This window comes from Streptomyces sp. SAJ15, assembly GCF_007595705.1.
In the GTDB taxonomy this organism is placed as follows: Bacteria; Actinomycetota; Actinomycetes; order Streptomycetales; family Streptomycetaceae; genus Streptomyces.
In genome coordinates, this window is sequence record NZ_NISY01000010.1 from 151,237 (window position 1) to 175,985 (window position 24,749).

21 protein-coding genes and 2 pseudogenes are annotated in these 24,749 nt (G+C 73.6%); 15 read left to right on the forward strand and 8 right to left on the reverse strand.

Going from position 1 to position 24,749, the window contains the following annotated elements:
* Nucleotides 1–34 precede the first annotated feature (34 nt).
* The 3 genes from CD790_RS24025 (at nucleotide 35) to CD790_RS24035 (ending at nucleotide 2,851) form a co-directional block, all read left to right on the forward strand.
* Nucleotides 35–1,000: a DUF4328 domain-containing protein gene (locus CD790_RS24025; protein WP_260867827.1), complete on the forward strand. Its 966-nt coding sequence runs from the start codon at nucleotides 35–37 to the stop codon at nucleotides 998–1,000.
* 76 nt (nucleotides 1,001–1,076) lie between these two features.
* The gene (locus CD790_RS24030) at nucleotides 1,077–1,742 is read left to right on the forward strand and encodes an RNA polymerase sigma factor (protein WP_144385460.1); all 666 of its coding nucleotides are present in this window, start codon (nucleotides 1,077–1,079) and stop codon (nucleotides 1,740–1,742) included.
* On the forward strand, nucleotides 1,742–2,851 hold the full coding sequence (locus tag CD790_RS24035) for a hypothetical protein (protein WP_144385404.1): 1,110 nt from the start codon (nucleotides 1,742–1,744) through the stop codon (nucleotides 2,849–2,851). Before CD790_RS24030 ends, CD790_RS24035 begins: the two co-directional genes overlap by 1 nt.
* A gap of 161 nt (nucleotides 2,852–3,012) precedes the next feature.
* Here the strand turns inward: CD790_RS24035 and CD790_RS24040 are convergent, their stop codons facing one another.
* Nucleotides 3,013–3,945, reverse strand: coding sequence for a L,D-transpeptidase family protein (locus CD790_RS24040; protein ID WP_144385405.1), 933 nt, complete (start codon nucleotides 3,943–3,945; stop codon nucleotides 3,013–3,015).
* Nucleotides 3,946–4,059: 114 nt separating this feature from the next.
* Between CD790_RS24040 and CD790_RS24045 the strand changes: the two genes are divergently transcribed.
* The 3 genes from CD790_RS24045 to CD790_RS24055 all read left to right on the forward strand — a co-directional run bounded on the left by CD790_RS24045 (nucleotide 4,060) and on the right by CD790_RS24055 (nucleotide 6,575).
* The gene (locus tag CD790_RS24045; protein ID WP_144385406.1) at nucleotides 4,060–5,649 is read left to right on the forward strand and encodes a methylmalonyl-CoA mutase; all 1,590 of its coding nucleotides are present in this window, start codon (nucleotides 4,060–4,062) and stop codon (nucleotides 5,647–5,649) included.
* A 26-nt stretch (nucleotides 5,650–5,675) separates the two neighbouring features.
* On the forward strand, nucleotides 5,676–6,296 hold the full coding sequence (locus CD790_RS24050) for a SecDF P1 head subdomain-containing protein (RefSeq protein ID WP_144385407.1): 621 nt from the start codon (nucleotides 5,676–5,678) through the stop codon (nucleotides 6,294–6,296).
* Nucleotides 6,297–6,362: 66 nt separating this feature from the next.
* Entirely contained in the window at nucleotides 6,363–6,575 is a 213-nt protein-coding gene (locus tag CD790_RS24055) for a hypothetical protein (protein ID WP_144385408.1), read from the forward strand.
* A 61-nt stretch (nucleotides 6,576–6,636) separates the two neighbouring features.
* Here CD790_RS24055 and CD790_RS24060 read toward each other — a convergent pair whose 3' ends face one another.
* Complete coding sequence (locus CD790_RS24060) at nucleotides 6,637–7,503, reverse strand: NAD(P)-dependent oxidoreductase (protein WP_144385409.1); 867 nt, start codon at nucleotides 7,501–7,503, stop codon at nucleotides 6,637–6,639.
* Nucleotides 7,504–7,626: 123 nt separating this feature from the next.
* Nucleotides 7,627–7,770 (reverse strand): SCO1431 family membrane protein, encoded by a 144-nt coding sequence (locus CD790_RS24065; RefSeq protein ID WP_144385410.1) that lies wholly within the window; start codon nucleotides 7,768–7,770, stop codon nucleotides 7,627–7,629.
* A gap of 125 nt (nucleotides 7,771–7,895) precedes the next feature.
* Here CD790_RS24065 and CD790_RS24070 point away from each other — a divergent pair, with 125 nt between their 5' ends.
* On the forward strand, nucleotides 7,896–9,302 hold the full coding sequence (locus CD790_RS24070; RefSeq protein ID WP_144385411.1) for an amidase: 1,407 nt from the start codon (nucleotides 7,896–7,898) through the stop codon (nucleotides 9,300–9,302).
* A gap of 51 nt (nucleotides 9,303–9,353) precedes the next feature.
* On the opposite strand, the gene CD790_RS24075 is transcribed toward CD790_RS24070, so the two are convergent.
* Nucleotides 9,354–10,022 carry a FadR/GntR family transcriptional regulator gene (locus tag CD790_RS24075; RefSeq protein ID WP_260867828.1) on the reverse strand — a complete coding sequence of 223 codons (669 nt, stop codon included), beginning with the start codon at nucleotides 10,020–10,022 and terminating at the stop codon, nucleotides 9,354–9,356.
* Between the two features lie 245 nt (nucleotides 10,023–10,267).
* Between CD790_RS24075 and CD790_RS24080 the strand changes: the two genes are divergently transcribed.
* Together CD790_RS24080 and CD790_RS24085 are read left to right on the forward strand one after the other, a co-directional pair.
* Nucleotides 10,268–10,777, forward strand: coding sequence for a gluconokinase (locus tag CD790_RS24080; RefSeq protein ID WP_144385413.1), 510 nt, complete (start codon nucleotides 10,268–10,270; stop codon nucleotides 10,775–10,777).
* 37 nt (nucleotides 10,778–10,814) lie between these two features.
* Nucleotides 10,815–12,212 (forward strand): GntP family permease, encoded by a 1,398-nt coding sequence (locus tag CD790_RS24085; protein WP_144385414.1) that lies wholly within the window; start codon nucleotides 10,815–10,817, stop codon nucleotides 12,210–12,212.
* Between the two features lie 28 nt (nucleotides 12,213–12,240).
* On the opposite strand, the gene CD790_RS24090 is transcribed toward CD790_RS24085, so the two are convergent.
* From CD790_RS24090 to CD790_RS24105, 4 genes are read right to left on the reverse strand one after another with little or no spacing between them, the layout of a single operon-like run.
* A complete protein-coding gene (locus CD790_RS24090; RefSeq protein ID WP_144385415.1) occupies nucleotides 12,241–12,900 on the reverse strand; it encodes an FAD-dependent monooxygenase in 660 nt (219 codons plus the stop codon).
* Nucleotides 12,901–12,928: 28 nt separating this feature from the next.
* On the reverse strand, nucleotides 12,929–14,134 hold the full coding sequence (locus CD790_RS24095) for an acyltransferase (protein WP_144385416.1): 1,206 nt from the start codon (nucleotides 14,132–14,134) through the stop codon (nucleotides 12,929–12,931).
* On the reverse strand, nucleotides 14,131–15,537 hold the full coding sequence (locus tag CD790_RS24100; RefSeq protein ID WP_144385417.1) for a polysialyltransferase family glycosyltransferase: 1,407 nt from the start codon (nucleotides 15,535–15,537) through the stop codon (nucleotides 14,131–14,133). Before CD790_RS24100 ends, CD790_RS24095 begins: the two co-directional genes overlap by 4 nt.
* The gene (locus CD790_RS24105; protein ID WP_144385418.1) at nucleotides 15,537–16,508 is read right to left on the reverse strand and encodes a glycosyltransferase family 2 protein; all 972 of its coding nucleotides are present in this window, start codon (nucleotides 16,506–16,508) and stop codon (nucleotides 15,537–15,539) included. The genes CD790_RS24100 and CD790_RS24105 overlap by 1 nt, the downstream gene beginning before the upstream one ends.
* A 187-nt stretch (nucleotides 16,509–16,695) precedes the next feature.
* Between CD790_RS24105 and CD790_RS24110 the strand changes: the two genes are divergently transcribed.
* The 6 genes and pseudogenes from CD790_RS24110 (at nucleotide 16,696) to CD790_RS24130 (ending at nucleotide 24,559) form a co-directional block, all read left to right on the forward strand.
* Nucleotides 16,696–18,090 carry a DUF6716 putative glycosyltransferase gene (locus tag CD790_RS24110; RefSeq protein WP_144385419.1) on the forward strand — a complete coding sequence of 465 codons (1,395 nt, stop codon included), beginning with the start codon at nucleotides 16,696–16,698 and terminating at the stop codon, nucleotides 18,088–18,090.
* Nucleotides 18,091–18,211: 121 nt separating this feature from the next.
* Nucleotides 18,212–18,622 (forward strand): annotated as a pseudogene (locus tag CD790_RS36960) (cytidylyltransferase domain-containing protein); the annotation flags it as partial.
* Nucleotides 18,623–18,721: 99 nt separating this feature from the next.
* Nucleotides 18,722–19,819, forward strand: a complete 1,098-nt coding sequence (locus tag CD790_RS24115) for an HAD hydrolase family protein (protein WP_399218140.1) — start codon at nucleotides 18,722–18,724, stop codon at nucleotides 19,817–19,819.
* Nucleotides 19,820–19,980: 161 nt separating this feature from the next.
* Nucleotides 19,981–20,907 carry an N-acetylneuraminate synthase family protein gene (locus tag CD790_RS24120; protein ID WP_144385421.1) on the forward strand — a complete coding sequence of 309 codons (927 nt, stop codon included), beginning with the start codon at nucleotides 19,981–19,983 and terminating at the stop codon, nucleotides 20,905–20,907.
* Nucleotides 20,908–22,022: 1,115 nt separating this feature from the next.
* A pseudogene (locus CD790_RS36965) lies at nucleotides 22,023–22,928 on the forward strand (hypothetical protein); the annotation flags it as partial.
* 359 nt (nucleotides 22,929–23,287) lie between these two features.
* On the forward strand, nucleotides 23,288–24,559 hold the full coding sequence (locus CD790_RS24130; protein WP_144385461.1) for an amidohydrolase: 1,272 nt from the start codon (nucleotides 23,288–23,290) through the stop codon (nucleotides 24,557–24,559).
* Nucleotides 24,560–24,749: the final 190 nt, after the last annotated feature.

Genomic DNA, 24,749 nt, shown 5'->3' on the forward strand with positions numbered 1-24,749 from the left:
GACGTATCAGCAGTCACAGCAGCCGCAGGCGACCATGCCCGCAGCCCCACCCACCCCGTACGCCCCGTACCCGGCCGCGCCGGCCGTGGGAATGCCGGCCGGTGGCGTGGACCTGCGGCGCGGGCTGGCCACCGCGCTGACCGTGATGTTCTCCGTGATGATCCCCGCGCTGGTCCTGGTGCTCATAGGCGAGGGCGGTCAGCACCAGGTGGCCTCCGACTTCCTGGACAACCCGTTCAGCGTCACGCAGGAGGAGATCGACGACGCGGATGACTTCGCCCTCGGGGCGTCGTTCATCTATGGGCTGATCGGGCTCACCGTGGCGATCCTGTGGGCGATCTGGTTCCGCAGGCTGCGGCTGAACGCCGAGGTGTTCGCGCCGGGCACGCACCGGTTCGGCAGCGGCTGGGCCGCCGGCTCCTGGTTCACCCCGGTCGTCAACCTGTGGTTCCCCAAGCAGATCGCCAACGACATCTGGCGCGCCAGCTCCCCGCAGGGGCCGCAGCAGGTACGGCGCGGCCTGCTCAACGGCTGGTGGGTGACGTTCATGGTCGCCATGGCCGTCAACCTCATCAGCAACGTCCAGTACACGGTCAACGACCGGAAGCTGGAGGACTTGCAGGAAGACGCCAAGCGCGGCAAGTTCGTCAACCAGGACGACGCCATGGACGCGATGGAAGGCATCAAGAACTCCCTCGGCGTCAACATGTTCTCGACGGTCATCCTGATCGCCGCCGCCATCCTCGGACTGCTGCTGGTCCGGCAGATCACCGCGATGCAGGAGCAGCGTGCCGCGCTGCCGCCGCAGGCCGGCGTGGGCTACGGCATGGCCGGCGTGGCCCCTTACGGCCCGGCGGGTGCCGCGCCCTACGGCGCCGCCCCGTACGGCGCGCCCACGCCGCCCGCCGCCCCGTACGGTGCGCCGACGCAGCCCGGCGCCGCCCCCGCACCCCAGCCCGGGCCGTACCCGCCGTACGGTCCCGGCCCGACCGGAACCTGATCGCGGGAGGCACGGCATCGGCGCAACCATCGGCATCGCTGGACCTCAGTTTCTCCGAGTGGAGCGGGAAGAGAGCGTGCAGGGGGACGACGCGGAACTGACCGCCGCGGTGCGCGCGGCGCAGAACGGGGACGAGACGGCGTTCCGTACGGTGTACCGGTCGGTACACCCGCGCCTGCTCGGGTATGTGAGAACGCTGGTCGGCGACGCGGACGCGGAGGACATCACCTCCGAGGCGTGGCTTCAGATAGCCCGCGACCTGGACCGGTTCAGCGGCACCGCGGACCGGTTCCGCGGCTGGGCGGCCCGGATAGCCCGCAACCGGGCGCTGGACCACATCCGGATGCGCGGCCGCCGCCCCCTCATCGGCGGCGACGAGAGCGAGCTCGAGGGCTGGGCCGCGGAGGCCGACACGGCCGGTGAGGCGCTGGAGGCGCTGGGCACCGACCGCACCTTCGGCCTCATCGCCCAACTGCCCCAGGACCAGGCCGAGGCCGTGGTGCTGCGGGTGGTGGTCGGGCTCGACGCCAAGAGCGCCGCCGAGGTGCTCGGCAAGCGACCGGGCGCGGTGCGCACCGCCGCCCATCGCGGTCTGCGCCGCCTCGCCGATCTGCTGGGCGGCCCGTCCGGAGGCGAATCCACGGTGCTGGACGGGGTGCCCGCCCAGCGTGAGTCACGCGGCGGGCCGGCCCGTTCGGCCGGTGTGACGGATTCGCGCGCGCGGACGCAGAAGGACATGTGATGGGCGACGACCACCGCTACAGCTGGCTGGATGAGGATGCCGTGGAGCGGTTGCTTCGTGGCGAGCCCGTCGAGACCTACCGGTCCGTCGGCGCCAGGGACGACCAGTCACGCATGGAAGCGGAACGTCTGGCCGCCGTCCTCGACGTCGTCGCCACCCCCGCCCCGCCATCCGGTGATCGGCCGCTGCCCGGGGAGGACGCCGCCGTGGCCGCCTTCCGGGCGGGTCGGGAGCGTGCCGCCCGCGCCTGCTCGGGTGGCTCCGCGCCCTCCCGGTTGCGCCGTCCGCTGCGCGCCGGAATGGTCGCGGCGCTGGCGGGATGTGCCTTCGGCGGGATGGCCGTGGCTGCCGCCGCCGGGGTGCTGCCCACCCCCTTCCACCAGAGCGGCGACGAGTCGCGGCCCGGTTCCGCGGTGTCCGCGGCCGGGTCCGGGGCCGGCACCACGGCGGAGCCCCGACTGTCGGAAGACGGCTCGACAACGTCGTCAACGCCCTCCGGGGACGGGTCGCCCGGCGATCCCGACGCCGCGCGCCCGACCGGGCCGAAGACCTCCCGCCCCTTCGTCGACGGTCGCTGGGAGGACGAGGCCCGGGACCCGGAGACCGGACGCCCGTCGCGCCCGCGCGACGAGGGCCGGGAGCAGCGGGGCCGGGGCGAGAAGCACTGGGCCCTGGTGATCTGCCGGACGTATCTGGCCGCCGAGGACGGCGACGCCGCGCGGGTGGACCCCGAGGCGATACGCCGGCTGGAGCGGGCCGCGGGCGGCCCCGAGGCCGTCCGGGCCTACTGCGAGCAGGTCGTGACGCGGAACGGGGGCACCGACGACGGCCGTGGCGGCGGATCGAACGACGGCTCCGGCGACGGCGGCCGCTCCGGCGGCGACCACGGCGGCTCCGACGGCGACGACGACGGCAGCCGCGGTGGCGGGGACGACGGACCGGGCACCGACGGCGGCGGCGACCCCGCGCCCGGCCCCGTGCCCACCAGCACCCAGGGCCCCGGCACCCCGCCCCCACCGCCGCCTCCGCCCGCCCCCACCGGCGGCCCGACGCCCGCCCCGAGTGACGCGCCCAGCGGCTCCGGCGCGCCCGAGCCGACCGAGGTGTGACGTTTTCCGCGGCGGTGACGCTGTAGAAAGTAGGGCCGACTGGTCATCGGCCGCGTTGGAGCCGGGGTCCCCCCCGTACCTACGGCTCCGCGCACCCTGGCGCGGGCGGGGCACGTTCCCCCGGCCCCGCCCGCGCCGTAAAGTCCGCCCCTCCGGCGGCTCTACCTGTAGATCACGACCTTGTCGCCGACGCGGACCTGCTCGAAGACCGCGGCGATCGTCTTCTTGTCCCGGACGTTGACACAGCCGTGCGAGGCCCCGCCGTAGCCGCGGGCCGCGAAGTCCGCCGAGTAGTGCACCGCCTGGCCGCCGCTGAAGAACAGCGCGTACGGCATCGGTGTGTCGTAGAGCGTCGACACATGGTCGCGGCTCTTGAAGTTCACCTGGAAGGCGCCCTCCCGGGTCGGGGTGTACTGCGAGCCGAAGCGCACATCCACCGCCGCGACCACCTTCCCGTTCACCATCCACGCCAGCGTGCGGCTGGTCTTGCTGACGCACAGCGCGCGCCCGGTCAGACAGCGCCGGTCCGGCGCGGCGAGCGGCCGGCTGGTGGTCGGGCGCAGCTCCAGCCGCGAGGGGCGCCTGGTGTCGGCGCGCAGCGTGGACCAGGTGCTCCGGTCCACGCCGCCGCTGACGGGCAGTGCCCGGGAGCGCTGGTAGGAGCCGACCGAGGCGGTGGTGACCGGGCCGTAGAAGCCGGTCGGGTTGCGGTCGAAGAGCCCCAGTTGGCGCAGTCGGGCCTGGAGCTCGCGCACCCGCTCGCCGCGGCTTCCGGGCGCGATCACCGGCTGGGCGGCGGGCGGCGTGGGCCGCGCGGTGGTCGGGCGCGGGACGGGGGTCCGGGACGTCGGGGACCCGCCGGCCGTCGGCTCCGCCGTCACCGGGGGCGAGGGAGTGGGTGGCGGCGACGGCCGTGCGGGGGCCGTCCCCGACGGGGCGCCGGTCGTGCCGGCGGCCGCCGCGACCCGCTCCCGTTGCTCCCGCTGCTGCTGCTGCTCGCGCTCCGCGACGGTGGTCTTGCAGCCCGCCGCCAGCGCCACGACCGCCGCGGCCGCGCAGAACCGGCTTAAGCCGGAGACCGATGTTCGACGCATGGTGTACCCCCCACCTTTCTCCCGAGGTTCAAGAATGCCCGAAGCTGCCCGTCCGCGAACATCGGCGCATGCTGTGAGGGAGAGGACACCACTCGTTACGGGAGGCGGGCATCCATGGCGCGCGTGTCGGAGTCGGGGCTGCCCATCGAGCCGGTCTACGAGCCCGAGGCGCTGGGCGCCTGGGACCCGGCCACCGCACTGGGCGAGCCCGGCGGCTACCCCTTCACCCGGGGGGTGTACCCGACGATGTACACCGGCCGCCCCTGGACGATGCGGCAGTACGCGGGCTTCGGCACCGCCGCCGAGTCCAACGCCCGCTACCGGCAGCTGATCGAGCACGGCACCACCGGCCTCTCGGTCGCCTTCGACCTGCCGACCCAGATGGGCTATGACTCCGACGCCGAACTCGCGCACGGCGAGGTCGGCAAGGTGGGGGTGGCCGTCGACTCGATCGACGACATGCGGCTGCTGTTCGCCGGCATCCCGCTGGACGAGGTCTCCACCTCGATGACGATCAACGCCCCCGCGGCGCTGCTCCTGCTGCTGTACGAACTGGTCGCCGAGGAGCAGGGCGTGGCGGCCGACCAGCTCACCGGCACCCTCCAGAACGACGTCCTGAAGGAGTACATCGCCCGTGGGACCTACATCTTCCCGCCGGGCCCCTCGCTGCGGCTGACCGCCGACATCTTCCAGTACTGCAAGGCCGAGATGCCGCGGTGGAACACCATCTCCATCTCCGGCTACCACATGGCCGAGGCCGGCGCCTCGCCCGCACAGGAGATCGCCTTCACCCTGGCCAACGGCGTCGAGTACGTCCGCACGGCCATCGAGGCGGGGATGTACGTGGACGAGTTCGCGCCCCGACTCTCCTTCTTCTTCGTCGCCCGCACCACCCTTCTGGAGGAGGTGGCCAAGTTCCGCGCCGCCCGCCGGCTGTGGGCCCGCGTCATGCGCGAGGAGTTCGGCGCCCGCAACCCGCGCTCGCAGATGCTGCGCTTCCACACCCAGACCGCCGGGGTCCAGCTCACCGCCCAGCAGCCCCAGGTCAACCTGGTCCGGGTGGCGGTGCAGGCGCTGGCCGCGGTCCTCGGCGGCACCCAGTCGCTGCACACCAACGCCTTCGACGAGGCCATCGCGCTGCCCACCGAGAACTCCGCCCGCCTCGCGCTGCGCACCCAGCAGGTGCTGGCCCACGAGACGGATGTGACGGCCACCGTCGACCCCTTCGCCGGGTCCTACGCCATCGAGGCGATGACCGACGACATCGAGACGGCGGCGGCCGAGCTGATGCAGGAGGTGGAGGGGTTCGGCGGGGCCGTGGCCGCCATCGAACGGGGCTTCCAGAAGGACGAGATCGAACGGAACGCCTACCGCATCGCCCGCGAGACCGAGGAGGGGCAGCGGGTCGTCGTCGGCGTCAACCGCTTCCAGACCGCCGAGGAGGAGCCGTACGAACCGCTCCGCGTGGACCCGGCGATCGAGGCCCAGCAGGTCGAACGGCTGGAACGGCTGCGCGCCGACCGCGACGCCGGCGCGGTGCGGGCCGCCCTGGAGGCGCTGAAGAAGACCGCCGAGAGGGAGGCCGGCCACGGCAACGTGCTCTACCCGATGAAGCGGGCGCTGGCCGCGCGCGCCACCGTCGGCGAGGTCTGCGGTGCGCTGCGGGAGATCTGGGGTACATACGACGCGACGACCGCGTTCTGAGCGGTCCGAGGCGTTGGGGGGACGAGGTGCGCACACGGATCGGTGCGGCGGCGATACCGGTCGCGTTGCTGCTGGCGGGGGCGGCGCTGACGGGCTGCGAGGACGACGAGGGCGGGGGCGAGCCCTCGGCGCCCCTCCCGGGCGACCGGGCGTCGGCGACCTCACGGCCGGCCGACCGGCCGAGCGGGGACCCGTCGGGGGCGAGCACCCCACGCCCGGTGCGCGGCGCACCCCTGCGCTTCCTGCCGGTCGAGCGGGAGGCCCCCGGGGCCTGCCGCGGCGCCTCGCCGACCTCCTTCACCGAGCGGAGCGACACCGCGGGCACCAGCTGCCTGACCGTCACGCCCCGCGAGAGCGACGGCATGACGATCACCGGGACCGCGGCCGCGAAGGCGTCGTTCGACGAGTACGGCTCCGGCTGGATCGTGACCGTCACACTGACCGACACCGACGCCCGGCGCTTCGGGGAGCTCAGCGAGCGGCTGGCGACCCGTACGCCGCCGACCAACCGCGTCGCCATGATCCGCGACGGCCGGCTGCTGTCGGCCCCCGCCGTCACCACCGCCATCACCGGCGGCAAGGTCCAGATCTCGGGGAGCTTCACCCAGGACACGGCCCGGCGGCTGGCCGAGGACCTCGGCGGCTGAGGCGGCGGCGCCGGACGGAGGGGTGAGCCCGGGCCGGGCGGCCGGCGGCTGGGCGACACTGGTCCCATGTCCTCACCGCGTCGCGCCTGTCCCGTGTGCACCCGTCAGATCGCGGTCGTCGGCGGGCGCTTCGCCCGCCACGATCCGCCCGGCCGGCGGAGCGGCCTCGACCTCGTCTCCTGCCCGGGCTCCCGACGGATCGCGCCGCTGCTGGCTGCGGAGCCGTCGCTGTTCCCGACGGACCAGCCGCCGACGACGGGCCAACAGGCGCTGTTCTGAGCGGTGCGGCGCCGGTGCGGCGCGCGCGTCGCCGCGTGCCCGCCGCGTGGCGCGCCGCGGCTCAGCTCCGCTTGAGCACCTCGAAGATGCTGCTGAAGCCGTGCTCCCCGAAGCCCCGGTCGAGGGCGCGGTCCGCGTCGGCCTTGACCGCGTCCAGCCCGGTCATGTCGATGCCCTTGGCGCGTCCGGCGTGCAGGACGTGCTCGATGCCCGCGGTCATCATCGCCAGGTTGGCCTCGCCGCCCGGGTAGGTGCCCTCGGCGATCTCGGCGCCGGTGCCCGCGATGATCGGGGGCATGATGGTGATGATCTCGCTCAGGAACGGCGCGAAGTCGGTCGCCCCCACGCCCTCCGCGTCCACCATGGCGAAGGAGCGCAGCACTCCGCCGTAGGTCGAGTAGAACAGGTTGAGCATCGCCAGGTCGTAGACGGCGGCGGTCCCGGCGTCGGCGCCGAGGTAGGGCACGTGGCCCGCCAGCGCCTTCAGGGTCTCCTGATGCGCCTCGTGGGCGGGGTGCGAGCCGCTGAACAGGATCAGCGCCTCCGGCCGGCCGACCACCGGGGTGGGCACCATGATCGCGCCGTCGAGGTAGTCGATGCCGTGGCCCGTCGCCCATTCGGCGGCCTTGCGCGCACGCTCCGGGGTGTCGGAGGTCAGGTTGACCAGCACCCGACCGGCGAGGGCGTCGGCGAGCGGTTCGAGGAGCGCGTCGCTGGCGTCGTAGTCGAGGAGACAGACGATCACCAGCGGGCTCGCCGTGACGGCCTCCCTGACGTCGGCGGCGCGGCGCGCGCCCCTGGCCACCAGCTCCGCGTCCTTGCCCGGCGAGCGGTTCCACACGGTGGTGGGGTGGCCCGACTCCAGCAGCGCGGTGGCCAGCGCCCGGCCCATCGCGCCCAGACCGAGGACCGTGACAGGTGTGCTCATCTCTCTGCTCCCGTTTCGCTTCGCGACCCCGTCCGGGGGCGTCCTCACCAGAGTTGGCCGCGGCGCCGAGATGATCAAGTACGCACAAAAAGGTGCGTCCTGACCCGAAGGTAAGCGTGCAGGTCAGACGAGTCCGAGCTGAACGGCGAGCATCGCCACCACCACCGTCAGGGTCCAGCCGGCGAGGTGCTCCAGCCGCCCGTCCGAGGGGCCGCCGGTGCGGGCGGGCAGGAAACGGCGGGCGTGGGGCGCTGCGATGTCGCTCATGCGGTCAGGCTGCGTGGCCCATGGGTCCTCCGTAAAGAGGTCGAAGGCCCTATCGTGCGGAACGTGTGCGAACTCACGGACGGGGGTGGGTGTGTGGTGGCACGCGCGGGCAGGGGAGGCGGAAGGTGAGCGGTGGGCCGACCGGACTGGTCGGGCAGGTGGCGGCGCTGGCGGAGGGCGAGGTCTCGTCCCGCCGGCTGGTGGAGGAGGCGCTGCGGCGCATCGAGGCGACGCGGTCCACGCTCAACGCCTTCCGTCGGGTGCGCGCGGAGGCGGCGCTCGCGGAGGCCGACGCGGCCGATCGGCGGTTGGCCGCGGGGGAGCGGGGGCCGCTGCTGGGGGTGCCGATCGCGATCAAGGACGACACCGATCTCGCGGGGGAGCCGACCGCCTTCGGCTGCCTCGGCGACTTCCCGCCCGCCCCCGCCGACGCCCAGGCCGTACGGCGGCTGCGCGCGGCCGGGGCCGTGATCGTCGGCAAGACCAACACACCGGAGCTGGGGCAGTGGCCCTTCACCGAGGGCCCCGCCTTCGGCGCGACCCGCAACCCCTGGGACCTGGAGCACACCCCCGGCGGTTCCTCGGGCGGGGCGGCCGCCGCCGTGGCGGCCGGCCTGGTCCCCGCCGCGCTCGGCTCGGACGGGGCCGGTTCGATCCGCATCCCCGCCGCCTGGACCCATCTCATCGGCGTCAAGCCGCAGCGCGGCCGGATCTCCACCTGGCCGGACCCGGAGTCCTTCTACGGGATCACCTGCAACGGCCCCCTCGCCCGCACGGTCGCCGACGCCGCCCTGCTGCTGAGCGCCGCGGCCGGCAACCACCCCGACGATCCGTACCAGCCGCCGCGGGTCGACCCGGTCGGCGCCGTGAGCCGTGACCCCGGCCGGCTCCGCGTCGCCCTCTCCTTCAAGCCCGCCTTCACCGGGCTCCCGCCACGCCTCGACCCGGCCGTGCGCACCGCCGTGCTCCACCTGGCCGACCGGCTGGCCGCCCTCGGCCATGACATCGCCGAGGCCGACCCGCGCTACGGCCTGGTCGGCCCCACGCTCATCCCGCGCGGCTCGGCGGGCGTCCGCGACTGGGTGGCACGCACCCCCGACCCGACCCTCCTCGACCCGCGCACCCACACCGCGGCCCGCACCGGCCGACTCCTCGGCGGCCGCGCGCTGCGCCTCGCCCGCGCGGCCGAGGTCCCGCTGCGGCGGCGCGTCGGCGCCCTCTTCCGGCGCTTCGACGTGCTGCTGACCCCGACCACCGCCGTGCCGCCGCCCCGCGTCGGCTCGATGCTCGGCCTCTCCGGCTGGGACACCGACCGCACCATGATCCAGGCGTGCCCGTACGCCTGGCCCTGGAACGTCCTCGGCTGGCCGGGCGTCAACGTCCCCGCCGGCCTCACCCCGGACCGGCTCCCGGTCGGCGCCCAACTCCTCGGCCCGGCCGACAGCGAACCCCTGCTCCTGTCGCTGGCCGCCCAACTGGAGGCGGACCAGCGCTGGGGCGACCTCTGGCCACCCGGCCACCCACCGGCCTGAGCCCCGACGGGTCGGGGCCCGGGTGTCGGCCCGGCCCGGCGGCTGGCTCGCTCACGGCGCCAGGATGTCCAGCTCCGCCATCGCCCCCACCGTGATCTCACGGGTCAACCGCTCCGCGGCCGCCGCGTCGCGGGCGCGCACCGCCTCGGCCACCCGCACATGCAAGGTGACCGCCGCCGGGTCCGGATCGGTGAACATCACCTGGTGTTCGGTGCGCCCCGTCAGCACCTCGGCGACCACATCGCCGAGCCGGGCGAACATCTCGTTGCCCGACGCCCGGAGGATCACCCGGTGGAAGGCGATGTCGTGCACCAGATAGCCCTCAAGCTGCTGACCCCGTGAGGTGGCGACCATGCCGAGGGCGTGGCCGGTCAGCTCGGCGCACTGCTCGGGGGTGGCCAGTTCGGCGGCGAGCGCGGCGGCGGCCGGTTCCACGGCGGAGCGCAGAGCGGTGAGCGAGCGCAGCTGTCGTGGACGGTCGGCGCCCGCCAGCCGCCAGCGGATGACCTGCGGGTCGAAGACGTTCCACTCCTCGGTGGGGCGCACCGTCACCCCGACCCGGCGCCGCGACTCCACCAGATGCATGGACTCCAGGACGCGCACGGCCTCCCGCACCACGGTCCGGGACACGTCGAACCGCTGCTCCAACTCGTCCGTGCGCAGCACCGTGCCCGGTGGGTAGTCGCCGGCCGTGATCGCTGGCCCCAGGGAGTCCAGCACCCGTGCGTGCAGGCCCCCGGCGTGTGGCCCCCGCCCCCCGGCGTGTGGCCCCCGCCCCCCAGCGTGTTGCCCCCGCCCCCCACCCTCGTTGTCCATAGCCAGCAGCCTACGCGTCGCCATCCCGCTCCAATTAAGTATGACTTTTACATCACGACCTCTTGAATACGTCGTATCAGTGAGGTTGAGTGTGCCGCGGCGCTGCGGTCGACGACGACGGCAGTCGAGAAGAACAGCGAGGTATCCCGATGCGAGCCACCCCCAGGGTCGTCGTGGTCATGGGCGTGTCCGGCACCGGCAAGACCACGGTCGGCACGCTGCTGGCCGAGGCGTTGGGCGTCCCGTACGCCGAGGCCGACGACTTCCACTCGTCGGCCAACATCGCCAAGATGTCGGCCGGCGTTCCGCTGGACGACGAGGACCGGGCCCCCTGGCTGGACGCCATCGGAGCCTGGGCGCACGAGCACAGCGGACCCGGCGCGCACGGCGGGGTCGTCAGCTGCTCGGCGCTCAAGCGCGCCTACCGGGACCGGCTGCGCCAGGCCGCGCCCGACCTGTTCTTCGTCCATCTCACCGGCGACCACGATCTGATCGCCGAGCGGATGGCGGCCCGCCAGGGCCACTTCATGACCGCCAAGCTGCTGGACTCGCAGTTCGCGACCCTCGAACCGCTCCAGCCGGACGAGCCCGGCATCGCGCTCGACATCACCCCGGACCCGGCGGTCATCACCGGACAAGCCCTCGCGGCGCTGCGCTGAAGGCAAGGCGTCGCCCGCACTCCCCTAGGGAACCGCCGTGACACATCTCAGAGTCGAGATGCTGGCCGCGACCCCCGTCGAACCGATCACCTCGGCAGGTCACGCACAGCTGGGCATCGCCGTCCTCACCGGCATCGCCGTCCTCGTCGTCCTCATCACCAAGTTCAAGCTCCACGCCTTCCTGTCGCTGACCATCGGCTCGCTGGTGCTCGGCGCCGTCGCGGGCGCCCCGCTGGACAAGGCGATATCCAGCTTCACCACCGGTCTGGGCGCCACCGTCGCGGGCGTCGGCGTCCTGATCGCGCTGGGCGCCATCCTGGGCAAGCTGCTGGCGGACTCCGGCGGCGCCGACCAGATCGTCGACACGATCCTGGCGAAGGCGAGCGAGCGCTCGATGCCCTGGGCGATGGCGTTCATCGCCGGGCTGATCGGGCTGCCGCTGTTCTTCGAGGTCGGGATCGTGCTGCTGATCCCGGTGGTGCTGCTGGTCGCCCAGCGCGGCGGCTTCTCCCTGATGCGCATCGGCATACCGGCGCTGGCCGGCCTGTCCGCGATGCACGGCCTGGTGCCGCCGCACCCCGGTCCGCTGGTCGCCATCGACGCGGTCGGCGCCAACCTGGGCGTGACGCTGGCGCTCGGCGTGCTGGTCGCGGTGCCGACCGCGGTCATCGCGGGCCCGCTCTTCTCCCGCTACGCGGCCCGCTGGGTGGACATCACCCCGCCCGAGAACATGATCCCCAAGCGCCCCTCGGAGGACCTGGACCGCCGCCCGAGCTTCGCCGCCACGGTCTGCACCGTGCTGCTGCCCGTGGTCCTGATGCTGCTCAAGGCGCTGGTGGACATCGTCGTCGACGACCCGGACAACCACCTCCAGCGCGTCACCGACATCATCGGCGCCCCGCTGATCGCCCTGCTGGCGGCGGTCCTGGTCGGCCTGTTCACGCTCGGCCGCGCGGCGGGCTTCGGCCGGGACCGGCTGGCCTCGACGGTCGAGAGGTCGCTCGCCCCGATCGCCGGGATCCTGCTGATCGTCGGCGCCGGCGGCGGCTTCAAGCAGACCCTCATCGACATCGGCGTCGGCCAGATGATCCTCGACCTCTCCGAGGACTGGAACGTCTCCGCGCTCTTCCTGGCCTGGCTCATCGCCGTCGGCATCCGGCTGGCCACCGGCTCCGCGACGGTGGCCACCATCTCGGCCGCCGGCCTGGTCGCCCCGCTCGCCGCCGACATGAGCACGACCCACACCGCGCTGCTGGTGCTGGCCATCGGCGCCGGGTCCCTCTTCTTCAGCCATGTCAACGACGCCGGGTTCTGGCTGGTGAAGGAGTACTTCGGGATGAGCGTCGGGCAGACGGTGAAGACCTGGTCCGTGATGGAGACGATCATCTCGGTGGTCTCCCTGGTCTTCGTGCTGCTGCTGTCGCTGGTTCTCTAGCGGCGTCACCGAAGCCCGGCGGTGGCGACTACCCGAGTGAGGCCAGCCACTCCCGGAGCTCCCGCGCCGCGTCCGGCCCGTCCGCGGCGAAGCCGACGTAGCCGTCCGGCCGGACCAGGAACAGCCCCCGCTCGCCGTAGCCGTCGCGGATGTGGCCCCCGGTGTCGAGCAGGTCGGCGGACGGGCCCCCGATCCGGCAGGTGCGCACGAACTCCTGCTCCAGACGTGGGGGTTCGAGGTCCCCGCCGAGGGCCAGCAGGGTGAAGTGGGGGCCGCGGAAGGCGTCGAAGAGGCGGTACGGGCTGCCGTCGCGGCGGGCACAGGGCGCGTCGGGGGCGCGGTCGCCCGCCTGGAGCGCCGGTTCCACCGGATGCGTACGGCGCTCCGCCGCCAGCGGGCCGCCCCGGTAGTTCAGGCCCAACTGGTGCACCTCCGCGGTGCGCTGGGAGCTGGTGTCCGAGCCGGCGCCCCTGCCCACCATGGCCGCGCGGTGGATGCGGGTGGAGATGCCGAGCACGCCGGCGGCGATCGGGAGGCGCTCCTCCTCGTAGGTGTCGAGGAGCGCGGGGCGCGCCCCGAGGCGGAGCACCTGGCCGAGCTTCCAGCCGAGGCGCGCTTCGAGGAGGGCCTGCGGGCGATCGTCGCGGGCGTGGAGGCGACGCTGCTGCCCGGCTGAGCGCACGCGCACCGCGTCGCCCCGCGCTCGACGCGGCCGGTCACGGCCGCCGGGCGGCGCCCTTCACCCGGTCTTCCGGGGCCGTCGGCCGCGCCGGGGCGAGCGACCGCTTGAGCAGCGGGGTGAGCGGCTGTTCCACGAAGCGGTAGAGCAGCCAGGCCAGGCACAGCATCAGGGCGATGGTGAGCGCGAAGGTCGCGTGCGAGTCCACGCCGAGCTCGCGGTGGAGCAGCTCCACCGTGACCCAGCCCAGGTGCTCGTGGACCAGGTAGAAGGGGTAGGTGAGGGCGCCCGCGACGGTGAGCCAGCGCCAGTTCGCCCATGCGAGGCGCCCCATGGCGATCAGGGCGACGGCCAGATAGCCGACGGCGACGACGGCGATGATGCCCAGCGGCTCGCGGTAGGAGAAGAAGTTCGGGTTGGGCGCGTGCCACAGCTCGGCCACCGCGTAGTGCTGACCGAGCAGAAAGCTGGTGGCGACGATTCCCCAGGCCAGGACGGAGTGGCCGAAGCGGTGCACCAGGTACAGCCCGATGCCGCCGATGAAGTACGGGGCGTACTCGGGCATCAGGACCACGTCCAGCAGCGGCTGGTCGGCGGCGTCCGCCATGGCCGCGGCCAGGGTCCACACGGCGCAGAAGAGCACCACGCGATGGCGGCTGGCGCCGGGCAGCACCACGAAGAGCGCGAAGAGGGCGTAGAACCGCAGCTCGGCCCAGAGGGTCCAGCACACCCCGAGCACCCGGTCGGCGCCGAGCGGCTGTTGGAGCATGGTGAGGTTCACCAGCGTGTCGCTGGCGGAGACCGTGGCGTAGGCGACCGCGGGCAGCGCGAAGACGGCGGTGACGATGAGGATCGCGGCCCAGTAGGCGGGGAAGAGCCGGGAGACCCGGGAGGCGAAGAACGAGCGCAGCGGCCGCCCCCAGCCGCTCATGCAGATCACGAAACCGCTGATGACGAAGAAGATCTGGACGCCCAGACAGCCGTAGGCGAAGAGGCTGGAGGCGGTGGGGAACTGCTCCCGCGGCGAGCTGCCCCAGGCGTGGCTGATCTCGCCGCCCCGGCCGCCGTAGTGATAGGCGGCGACCATCAGGGCGGCGAGCAGCCGCAGTCCGTCAAGAGCGCGGAGTCGTGCGGGGGGCGCGCCTTGCTTGTCGCGCGCCCCCGGTCGTATCTCCGGTTCTCGCTGGTCGGGCGTTCCCGGGACCGAGGGGGAAGCCGGGAGTGTGGTGCTCGGAGCTGTCATCCGAACGCCGTCCTCTTCTTGATCTTGCGCTGGACGGCGCGTGCTCGGCGTGCCACGCGACGGACCGTCTCATTGCGCGGGATGAACGACAGTTGCGCGGGGACCGCGCCCGGCAGGGCGAGCGCGGTGAGCCGGCGGCGCTTGAAGTACCGCCAGGTGTGCTGGTCCAGGTGGGCGGCCAGATAGCGCTCGGTGGCCGGCCGCAGGTGCGGGTAGAGCTGGGCCTGCATGGCGAAGCCGACGGCCGTGACCAGGCCGGTCAGCTCCGTGCCGAGCCGCTCGGCGCGCTCGCCGGTGGGCGGCGTCCAGCCGCTGACGGCCTCGCGGTCCTCCAGGTCCGGCAGCAGCGCGTCGACGATGGTCACCGGCACCCGGTTGCTGTTCTGGTACGGGGTGAGCCGCTCCAGCAGCAGTTCGGTGCCGATCCGTGCGGCCGGCAGCCCGTAGCAGGTGGTGGCCGTCAGCAGCGCGGTGGAGAAGCAGCCCACCACCAGGGCCGGTCGCATCCGCTGGTAGAGCACCTCGGCGAGGACCGGCGAGTCCAGCACGGTCAGCTCGGCGCCCAGCTCCTCCGCCTCCCGCTCCAGCATCCGCGACCAGCGGGCCGGGGCGGTCGGGTGCGGCTTGAAGACCAGCGTGTGGTGGCCGAGGGCGAAGGCGCCGCGCAACATCCGCACATGCAGCTCCTCCTCTTCCTCGGGGGTGAGGATGTCCAGCGCGGACAGGTACTGCCCCAGCAGCAGCGCCGGACCGCCGGTGGCCGCCGTGGCCTCGCCGGTCTCCAGCTCCGGGGAGGCGTAGGCCAGCTCGGCCAGCACCTTGGTGAAGGTGTCGGTGGGCACGACCTCCGGCCGCACGCCGAACTCGGTGAGGAGCAGTGGCGTGAGGCCCGGCACCAGGTCCAGATGGAGCAGTCGGCGGACGCGGGTGCCGATCAGCGGGTCGATCTTGTTGCGGGTCGGCCCGTAGCTCATCAGCCCGTCGGCGTAGACGTCCACCGCGCAGCCGGGGAAGAGCCTGGCCAGTGCCAGGGCCGGGTTGACCTGGATGGACTCCACGACGAGCTCGACCTCGTCGTCGCCCAGGCCCCACAGCAGCCGCAGATGACGCTCCCACAGCGGGATGTCGTCGTGGCGCGGGGACCAGCCGCCGGGGTGGAAGGGGTGGATCGTCTCGTTCCAGGACACCACCCGGTCGAAGCGGTCGCGCAGCCGGGAGAAGCCGGGCATCTGGTCCAGCGACGGGGTGGTCTCCGGGATCGCCGCGTTGTTGCTGACCAGCAGCAGCCGGCGGTCGGCGGGGTCGAAGAGGTCCGCGTCGATCGCGGCGGCCAGCGTGGCCGCGCCGTAGAGCGTCGAGGCGAAGAAGATCTGGGTGCGCTTCCGGGCGCCGCGGGCGGGCATCAGGCCGCCACCGTGCCGGCGTGCCGGCGGACTCGCCGCAGTCGGGCGGCTCGCTCGTAATCCATCGAGTTCAGCGCGTCCTTCAATACGTCCTGCGGCATGCGCTTCATCGCCGCCGCACTCATGCTGCGCAGCTTACGTGCCACCGCGGGTTCGAAACGCTCGATGTTGCCGAGATGGTGCGAAATAATCGCGCAATACGTTCGTACGGCCTTCGGGAGGAGTTTGTCCGCTTCTCGGTCGCGCGCGGTTTCTTCGATTACCTGATCGAATGCGCGAATGAAATCGAGCTGCCGCACATCGCCGATCTGGGTGAGCGAGGAGGCGACTCCGCGCCGATAGAAGATTCCGAGCAGCCCGGCGGCGGCGAAACTCCCGGCCTCGCGGTGCAGCCGCCAGATCCAGGGTCGGTCCTCGGCGGTGCGCAGCCCGTGGGTGAAGTGCAGCAGCCCCTGGTCGAGGAGGCGGCGGTGGTAGACGCCGGCCCAGGCGTACGGGTAGTCCACGGCGGTGGAGCGGTCGGCGGGCAGTATGACGTCGCGCGGGTTGAGCGCCACGCCCCGGCGGCCCACCGGGACCCGGTGCACGCCGCGCGAGCGGTTGGTGCACTGCACGTGGTCCACGCGCAGGAAGTCGACGTCCAACTCCTCGATGATCTCGACGAGTTGGGTGTAGTAGTCGGGGGCGATCCAGTCGTCCCCGTCGAGGAAGGTCAGGTACTCGCCGCGCGCCGCGTCCAGGCCGGTGTTACGGGCGGTGGCGAGCCCGCCGTTCTGTTCGTGTCGCACCAGGACCGCCCCCGGAAGCTCGCGTTCCGCGCGCTCCAGGATCTCCGGCGTCCCATCGGCCGAGCAGTCGTCGACGAGGATGAATTCGAAGTCGTCGCGCGCGTTGGCGCGCAGACTTCGCAGGGTGTCTGGGGCATATGTCTGCACGTTGTAGAACGGCACGATGACGGAGAGCTTAACCACTCGGGTGACGGTAGGTCGCCGTCCGGCATTCGTCTTGACCTGTGGTGTACCTAAAGGTGAACGACGCACGTCGGAACGGTTAACCCGGTGCTCCAGTCAGCCGATTCGCCAAGCGTCGACGTGCTGTTAACCGTTTGTTGCGCTTGAGTTGGGCCGTGAATCGGAATGGCTTCCTACCGTCGGCGACGTGCCCACCCGTACCCATTCGACTTCCGCCCCGACCGCCCTGCGCGCCGCCGTCCTGGCCGACTCCGACACCCGTTGGAAATGGGGAGCGCTGACCGCGCGTCGCCTCGTGTCGACCGATCAGTCGGACAATCCGCAGGATATTCGGCTCGACGGATTCCTGCTGCGCGGACGGTCGACGCCGACGGTGCGTCAGCTGCGCGAGGTGGGGGTGCGGGCGGACGCGCTGCGCGAGGTCACGGGAGCGGAGTTCGTGCGCGCCGTGGACCGCGAGCGGTACGACGTCATCGTGCTCTCCTGCGTCGGCGGCGGGGTGCAGGCGATGCTGCACGGGCTGTCCCGGGCCTGGGCGACCCCCGCCGGATCCGCTGGCGGGCGCCGCCCGGTGGTCGTCACCGGCTACGTCGGCGTCGTCTACGAGAAGCTCGCCGACGGGCTGCTGCTGCGGCACGGCGCGGACGTGGTGCTCGCCAACTCCCGGTACGACGCGGACCGCTTCCGCGAGGTCTACCGGGGCGTGGGCGCCGCCGACGACGGCGTCGTCGAGTGCGCGCTGCCCTTCCTCGGCGGCGCGCGGTACGACGCCGAGGCCCGGAAGGGCCGCCGCCACCCCGGCGGCACGGTGGTCTTCGCCGTCCAGCCCTCCGTCCCCGACAACCGCGAGGACCGCGGCTACCTGCTGCGCCGCGCGCTGGAGCACGCCCGGAAGCACCCCGACCGCGAGGTGCTGGTCAAGCTGCGCAGCAAGCCCGGCGAGCACACCACGCACATCGAGGAGCTGCCCTACCAGAAGCTGGCGGCCCGCATCGACGGCGGCACCCCGGCCAACTTCCGCCTGGCCTACGGCAACATGGGCGAGGTCCTGGACACCGCGGACCTGCTGGTGACCGTCAGCTCGACCGCCGCCCTGGAGTCGCTGCACCGCGGCGTCCCCACCGCCATCCTCACCGACCTGGGCGTCCGCGAGGCGCTCGGCAACCACCACTTCCTCGGCTCCGGCTGCCTCGCCTCCTGGGACCAGCTGGACCAGGGCCACCTGCCCGAGCCCGACCCGGAGTGGCTCGCCCGCCAGGGCGTCTGCGCCGACGGCTCGTACATAACCGCCTTCGACGCCGCGCGCGCCCGGGTCGCCGAGCTGGCCGCGGCCCCCGCCCTGCCGCCGCTGACCCCCTACTACAGCCGCACCACCGCGCCCGGCTATCTGCCCCGCGTCCTTGACCGCTACGGCTTCCGGCCGGACGGCACCCCGCGCCCCGGCGCCCCCGGCGCCGACACCGCCGAGGCCGGCGCGCTGCGCCGGGCCGTCCGGTCCACCGTGCGGGAGGCGGCCCGCGGCGCCTACCGCCACGGCGTCCAGCGGGTCGCCCCCGTCATCCGCCGGATGGGGGAGCTGTGACGAACCGCAGCACCCTCGCCGCGCCCCGCCGGTTGAGCGCTGTGAGTCAGCGCAACGCCCTTGCCACCACCCGCCGCCGGGGAGAGCCGTGAGCCACCCCGACGGCACCGAAGGAGCCGCAATGCCCGCCACCCCCGAGCGCCGCGTGGTCGCCGTGATCCCCGCCCGCGGCGGATCCAAGGGCGTGCCCGCCAAGAACCTCGCCGCCGTGGGAGGAGTGCCGCTGGTCGCCCGGGCGGTGCGCGAGTGCCGCGCCAGTCGGCTGGTGACGGACGTGGTCGTCTCCACGGACGACGCCGGCATCGCCGCCGCCGCGCGCGGCGCGGGCGCCGAGGTGGTCCAGCGCCCGCCGGCCATCGCCGGCGACACCGCCACCAGCGAGGCCGCGGTGCTGCACGCCCTGGACGCCTTCGAGTCCCGCCACGGGACGGCCGCGGACGTGGTGCTGCTGGTGCAGTGCACCAGCCCCTTCATCGCCCGGGAGGACGTCGACGGGGTGGCCGCCGCGGTGCTGGAGGACGGCGCCGACTCCGCGCTGACCGTCGCCCCCTTCCACGGCTTCGTATGGCGCGACACGGCGGACGACGACGGCTTCGCCGCGCGCGCCGCGGTCGCCGGCGCGCCGGACCCGGTGACGGTGGTCGGCCAGGCGTCGGCCGCGGTCGACGGGGGCGCCCCGGGCCCGGTGACGGTCCCCGCGGGCCGCACCGGGGACGACACCCGCGCCGACGGCACCGCCGCCACGGCGCCCGGGACCGCGACCGCGGTCACCGCGTCCGGGACCGCGACCGGCGCCCCGTCCGGGACCGCGGTCGCCGGCGCGGCGACGGGCCGCACGGTCACCGCGGCGGCGCTGCTGGCCGGGACCGCCGACGGGCCGGCCGCCGCGGCCGACACCGCGGTCACCGGCCACCGCGCGGTGCCCGGTGGCGCCACCGGCTCCGGCGCCGCGGCCGCCCGGACCCCGGCCGGCGCCGGGGACGCCGAGCCCGCCGGCAGCAGCGGGTACGGCGTCAACCACGACAAGTCCTTCCGCCCCCGCCGCCAGGACCGGCCGCAGGACCTGCTGGAGACCGGCGCGGCCTACGCGATGCGGGTCGAGGGCTTCCGCGCCGAGAAGCACCGCTTCTTCGGGCGTACGGCGCTGGTGCGCACCGACGCCGCCCGGGTGCTGGAGATCGACGACCCGCACGACCTGGCCCGGGCCCGCGCGCTGGCGCCGCTGCTGGACGCCCCGCGCCCCGGCGCCCTGCCCACCCGCGAGGACGTCGACGCGGTGGTGCTCGACTTCGACGGCACCCAGACCGACGACAGGGTGCTCATCGACTCCGACGGACGGGAGCTGGTCGCCGTGCACCGCGGCGACGGCCTCGGCGTCGCCGCGCTGCGCCGCTCCGGGCTGGCGCTGCTGATCCTGTCCACGGAGCGGAACCCGGTCGTCGCCGCGCGGGCACGGAAGCTGGAGATCCCCGTGCTGCACGGCATCGACCGCAAGGATCTCGCACTCAAGCAGTGGTGCGAGGAACAGGGCATCGCTCCCGAGCGGGTGCTCTACGCCGGCAACGACGTCAACGACCTGCCGTGCTTCGACGTGGTCGGCTGGCCGGTCGCGGTCGCCAGCGCGCACGACGTGGTGCGCGGCGCCGCCCGTGCGGTGACCTCCACCCCCGGAGGTCAGGGGGCGATCCGCGAGATCGCCTCCTGGCTCCTCGGAAAGGAGCTGGCCTGACGCATCGGCTCTTAACCGGTCACCGACCCGGTCACCGACCCCGACCCCGGGGCCCTTCCCCGAACCGCCCCGCACGGACCGGCATCGCGTAGCGAGGCCGCGGCCAAGACGACCTTGTCTCGCCCCGGACACCGATCCGGGAACCACTCGAAAGGTTTCACGTGAGCTCCAACAACCGCCTCCGCACCCTCGGCGACAAGATCGTCGGCCCCGGCCACCCGGTCTACGTCACCGGTGAGATCGGCATCAACCACAACGGAGACCTGGAGAACGCGTTCAAGCTCATCGACGTCGCCGCCGACGCCGGCTGCGACGCCGTCAAGTTCCAGAAGCGCACCCCGGAGATCTGCACCCCGCGCGACCAGTGGGACATCGAGCGCGACACCCCGTGGGGCCGGATGACCTACATCGACTACCGCCACCGCGTGGAGTTCGGCGAGGACGAGTACCGCGCCATCGACGAGCACTGCAAGAAGCGGGGCATCTCGTGGTTCGCCTCCCCGTGGGACACCGAGGCCGTCGCCTTCCTGGAGAAGTTCGACCTCCCGGCGCACAAGGTGGCCTCCGCCTCGCTCACCGACGACGAGCTGCTGCGCGCCCTGCGCGCCACCGGACGCACCGTCATCCTGTCGACCGGCATGTCCACCCCGCAGCAGATCCGGCACGCCGTCGAGGTGCTGGGCAGCGAGAACATCCTGCTCTGCCACGCCACCTCCACCTACCCGGCCAAGGCCGAGGAGCTCAACCTGCGCGTGATCAACACGCTCCAGGCCGAGTACCCCAACGTGCCGATCGGCTACTCCGGCCACGAGACCGGCCTGCAGACCACGCTGGCCGCGGTCGCCCTCGGCGCCACCTTCATCGAGCGCCACATCACCCTCGACCGCGCCATGTGGGGCTCGGACCAGGCCGCCTCCGTCGAGCCCCAGGGCCTGCAGCGTCTGGTGCGCGACATCCGCGTCGTCGAGGAGTCCCTGGGCGACGGCGTGAAGAAGGTCTACGAGAGCGAGCTCGGACCCATGAAGAAGCTCCGCCGTGTCACCGGCGTCATCGCCGAGCAGACCCGGCGCGAGCCGGCCGCCGTCTGACGGCCGGAACCTTCCAAGGCACTGACGGGAATCTGGTGGAGATGGAACCGGCCGGGTCGCCCGACGGCCCACCGTCCCCGGAAGCGGCGCGTACTCCCGTGCGCCGCTTCCGGGCCCTGCCCGCCGACGGCGCCACGCCGCCGGCCGACACCCTCGCGTTCGTCGAGAGCCCGGTCCAGCTGCTGAACGTGCTGGAGTGGGCGTACGCCGACGCGATCGCCTCCCGCGGCGAGCGCACCGGAGGGGAGACCCCCCAGGCGGCCACGGCCGCTCCGCCCGACCCGTCCGCCGGGCCGGGCGGCGGCGAGGGGGGCGACTTCGACGCCGGTGTCCCGGTGCCGCCGGAAGCGGCGGCCGACGGCACTCCCCCGCGCCCGGTACCGGGCGACCCGCCCGCGCGCTTTGGCGCGTCGAGCTCCGGCGCGTCGGGGTCCGTCGTCTCGGCGGACGGTGCGGCCGAGCCGGGTGACGTGCCGTCGGAGCCTCCGGTCGAGGGTGATGGGCTCCCGTCGGGTGCGCGGCCCGGGTGGGCGTCCACCGGCGCGGACGCGTCGGGCGGCTCGGTGCCCGGGTCCGTCGAGGCGCGGCGGACTCCGTCGGGCGCCACCGCGGGCGGGGACTACTCCGGTACCGGAGTCCCCGCTCCGGCGGGACCCGCGGGCGGCGCTTCGCCGCGCCCCGCGCGCGACGCCGAGACCGGTTCCGCGGGGGAGCCGGGAAGGGACGACCCGGGCCCGCAGGCGGGCCGGGGCGTGTCCATTCCCGCTCCGGCGGGTGAGCGCGGTCTGCCCGGCGCGCCAGGCCGGGCGGACGACGCCCGACACGGCGCCGCGGACGGCGCACCCGCCGGCGGCGACCCGTACGGCGGCGACCCGTACGGCGGCGGCGCGCGCGGCGACGGCCCGCGCGGCGGCGACCCGGGCGGCGGCGACCCGTACGGCGGCGACCCGCGCGGCGGCGACCCGCGCGGCGGCGACCCGTACGGCGACCACCCGTATGCGGGCGACGCGTATGGGCAGGGGAGCGCGGCGGAGTCGGCGGTTCCGGGCGGCGGGCGGGAGCCGATCGCCTTCGGGGCGGGGCTCACCGTGATCGTGCTGGCGCCGCACGACCCCATGACCCGGGGGCAGCTGCGCCGGATGGCGGACCTCGCCCGGGACGAGGGCGTGAGCGTCCGCTGGGAGGAGGCGCGCGGCGGGGCGAGCGCGCCGCTGCGCACCGTGGGCGGACTGTCCGGGCTGCTGCGCCGCGCCGAGCGGATCGTGATCGGCGACCCCTTCTCCCGCTACGTCCAGCTGCTGCTGACCCTCGCCCGCGCCCGCGACCTGGTCGTGGTCGACGACGGGACGGCCACCATGGAGTTCATCTCGCAGCTGGCCCGCGGCGAGCGCCTGGTGCGCTGGCATCGGCGGGGCAACGGGCGCGGGGCGCGGGACGTGGTCTTCGCCCCGGTGTCGGCGACCGCGCGGCGCCGGCTGACGCCGGGCGCGGGGCGCCGGGTCGAGGTCTTCAGCTCGATGCCGGTGGAGCCGCCGGAGGGCGTCACCGTCACCGCCAACGACTTCGCCTGGACCCGGGCCAGGTTCGGCCCGCCACGGCTCACCCGGGGCACCGACCTGGTCGGAACCTCCCTGGTGGAGACGGGAGTCGTCGATCTGGACCGCTATCTGACCGCGGTCACCGCGCTGGCCCGCGCGCACGGCGCCACCCGCTACTTCGCGCACCGCAGGGAGAGCGCGGAGAAGCTGCACCGGGTGAGCGCGGAGGTCGGCCTGGAGGTGGTACGCCCCGAGCTGCCGCTGGAGCTGATCGCCCGCCGTGGTCCGATCGGCCGAACGATCCTGAGTTTTCCCTCGACGGTGGTGCACACGCTGCCGCTGGCCCTCGCCGGCACCGGGGTGCGGGTGGCGGTCTGCGACGTGGACCCGGCCTGGCTCACCAGCCATGCCTCGCCGCGCGCCCAGGGCTTTCTCTCCGGGGTCACCGGCACGGCGCGCGACGTGGACCGGCTGCGCTCGCTGGCGCAGGAGAGCGAGGGTCCCCAACGGCCCGCCGCACGGGGGGATTCGGAGCCTCGGGCGGTGCCGCCGGCACGGAGCGCGGCGCCCGCCGCCCCGCCCGTCGCACCGGCCGCGGCCGTCACGGCGGCCCCTCCGGGCCCTGTCGTACCGCCCGCGTCATCCGCGCCGATGGCAGCTTCCTGACAGGGAGATGAGCCCTTCTCATGTCCACACTCTGAGAAAGGGCGCAGTTATACCCCCTGACTAGGTAGATCATGCGCAACCCGGCCGGGTTTCCGTCCCCTATCGGGCTGAAATTTTGTTGATCGAGCGCCGGTCGGTGCTTTCGTCGGCATACGCTTCATCGGGTGAACAATGTGATGTCCCGCGACTTCTCTCCCGAGGCCGATACCGCCGCGGAGGCGGCGGGGCCGGCCGCCCCGGAGGCGGGTTCGCCCGCCGCGCAGGCACGGCTGGACGGTGTGCTCTCCGAGGGGCTGCGCACCGAACTCGTCGCCTTTCGCCGTGACTTGCACATGCACCCCGAGTTGGGGAACTGCGAGTACCGCACCACGGCGGCCATCAAGGCGCGACTGGAGAAGGCGGGGCTCATCCCGCGGGTGCTGCCCTCCGGCACCGGGCTGATCTGCGACGTGGGCACCTGGGACGGCGGCCGCCCGATGCTGGCGCTGCGCGCGGACATCGACGCACTGCCCATCCCGGACACCAAGACCGTCCCGTACCGCTCCACCGTCCCGGACCGCGCCCACGCCTGCGGACACGACGTGCACACCACCGTGGTGCTCGGCGTCGGCCTGGTCCTCGCCGAGATGGAGCGCGCGGGCCGGCTTCCGCGTCCGGTGCGGCTGATCTTCCAGCCCGCCGAGGAGGTGCTGCCCGGCGGGGCCGCGGACGCGGTCGCCGCGGGGGCGCTGGACGGCGTGGGCCGGATCCTGGCGCTGCACTGCGATCCGCGGGTGGACGTGGGCAGGATCGGGCTGCGCACCGGGCCGATCACCTCGGCCTGCGACCGGCTGGAGATCGAGCTCAGCGGCCCCGGCGGGCACACCGCGCGGCCGCATCTGACCACGGACCTGGTGACGGCCGCCGCCAAGGTGGCCACCGAGGTCCCCGCGCTGCTCGCCCGCCGGGTGGACACCCGCTCGGGGCTCGCCCTCACCTGGGGCCAGCTGGTCACCGGGCACGCCGCCAACGTGATCCCGCAGCACGCCGGGCTCGCCGGCACGGTCCGCTGCCTGGACCTGCCCGCCTGGCATGACGCCCCCGACCTGGTGCACACCGCGGTGGACGAGGTCGCCACCCTCTACGGCGCCGAGTCGGAGATCACCTATGTCCGAGGGGTGCCGCCGGTGGTCAACGAGGCCGCCTCGGCGGAGCTGCTGCGGCGGGCGATGGTGGCCCGGCGCGGGGCGTACTCGGTGGAGGATACTGAGCAGAGCCTGGGCGGCGAGGACTTCTCCTGGTATCTGGAGAAGGTGCCCGGCGCCATGGCCCGGCTGGGCGTGCGCAAGGTCGGCGATTCCGCCCGGCATGACCTGCACCGTGGTGATTTCGACGTTGATGAGGGGGCGATCAAGGTCGGGGTGGAGCTGTTCACCGCCGCCGCCCTGCTCGACCGACACGTTCCGTAAGGGCGTTGGACACGTCGCGTTCAGGGGGAAACTGAGCGCGACCAGCCCTTTACGAGATCGACACAAAGTGTCGATGTGATCGTCAAGACAGGTTCGCGACGATCCGATAACGGCTTCGAAGCACCCCTTTATCTGACATCTACGCGCGTTACGATTCCGCGAAACCAGCGCCAACGGAGGCGCTTCTAGC

Excerpts from the sequence above, each read along its gene's own strand:
- CD790_RS24025 (WP_260867827.1), top strand. The coding sequence starts at position 35 with ATGCCCGCAGCCCCACCCACCCCGTACGCCCCGTACCCGGCCGCGCCG.
- CD790_RS24035 (WP_144385404.1), top strand. The coding sequence starts at position 1,742 with ATGGGCGACGACCACCGCTACAGCTGGCTGGATGAGGATGCCGTGGAG.
- CD790_RS24040 (WP_144385405.1), bottom strand. The coding sequence starts at position 3,945 with ATGCGTCGAACATCGGTCTCCGGCTTAAGCCGGTTCTGCGCGGCCGCG.
- CD790_RS24045 (WP_144385406.1), top strand. The coding sequence starts at position 4,060 with ATGGCGCGCGTGTCGGAGTCGGGGCTGCCCATCGAGCCGGTCTACGAG.
- CD790_RS24055 (WP_144385408.1), top strand. The coding sequence starts at position 6,363 with ATGTCCTCACCGCGTCGCGCCTGTCCCGTGTGCACCCGTCAGATCGCG.
- CD790_RS24060 (WP_144385409.1), bottom strand. The coding sequence starts at position 7,503 with ATGAGCACACCTGTCACGGTCCTCGGTCTGGGCGCGATGGGCCGGGCG.
- CD790_RS24065 (WP_144385410.1), bottom strand. The coding sequence starts at position 7,770 with ATGAGCGACATCGCAGCGCCCCACGCCCGCCGTTTCCTGCCCGCCCGC.
- CD790_RS24080 (WP_144385413.1), top strand. The coding sequence starts at position 10,268 with ATGCGAGCCACCCCCAGGGTCGTCGTGGTCATGGGCGTGTCCGGCACC.
- CD790_RS24095 (WP_144385416.1), bottom strand. The coding sequence starts at position 14,134 with ATGACAGCTCCGAGCACCACACTCCCGGCTTCCCCCTCGGTCCCGGGA.
- CD790_RS24100 (WP_144385417.1), bottom strand. The coding sequence starts at position 15,537 with ATGCCCGCCCGCGGCGCCCGGAAGCGCACCCAGATCTTCTTCGCCTCG.
- CD790_RS24130 (WP_144385461.1), top strand. The coding sequence starts at position 23,288 with ATGTCCCGCGACTTCTCTCCCGAGGCCGATACCGCCGCGGAGGCGGCG.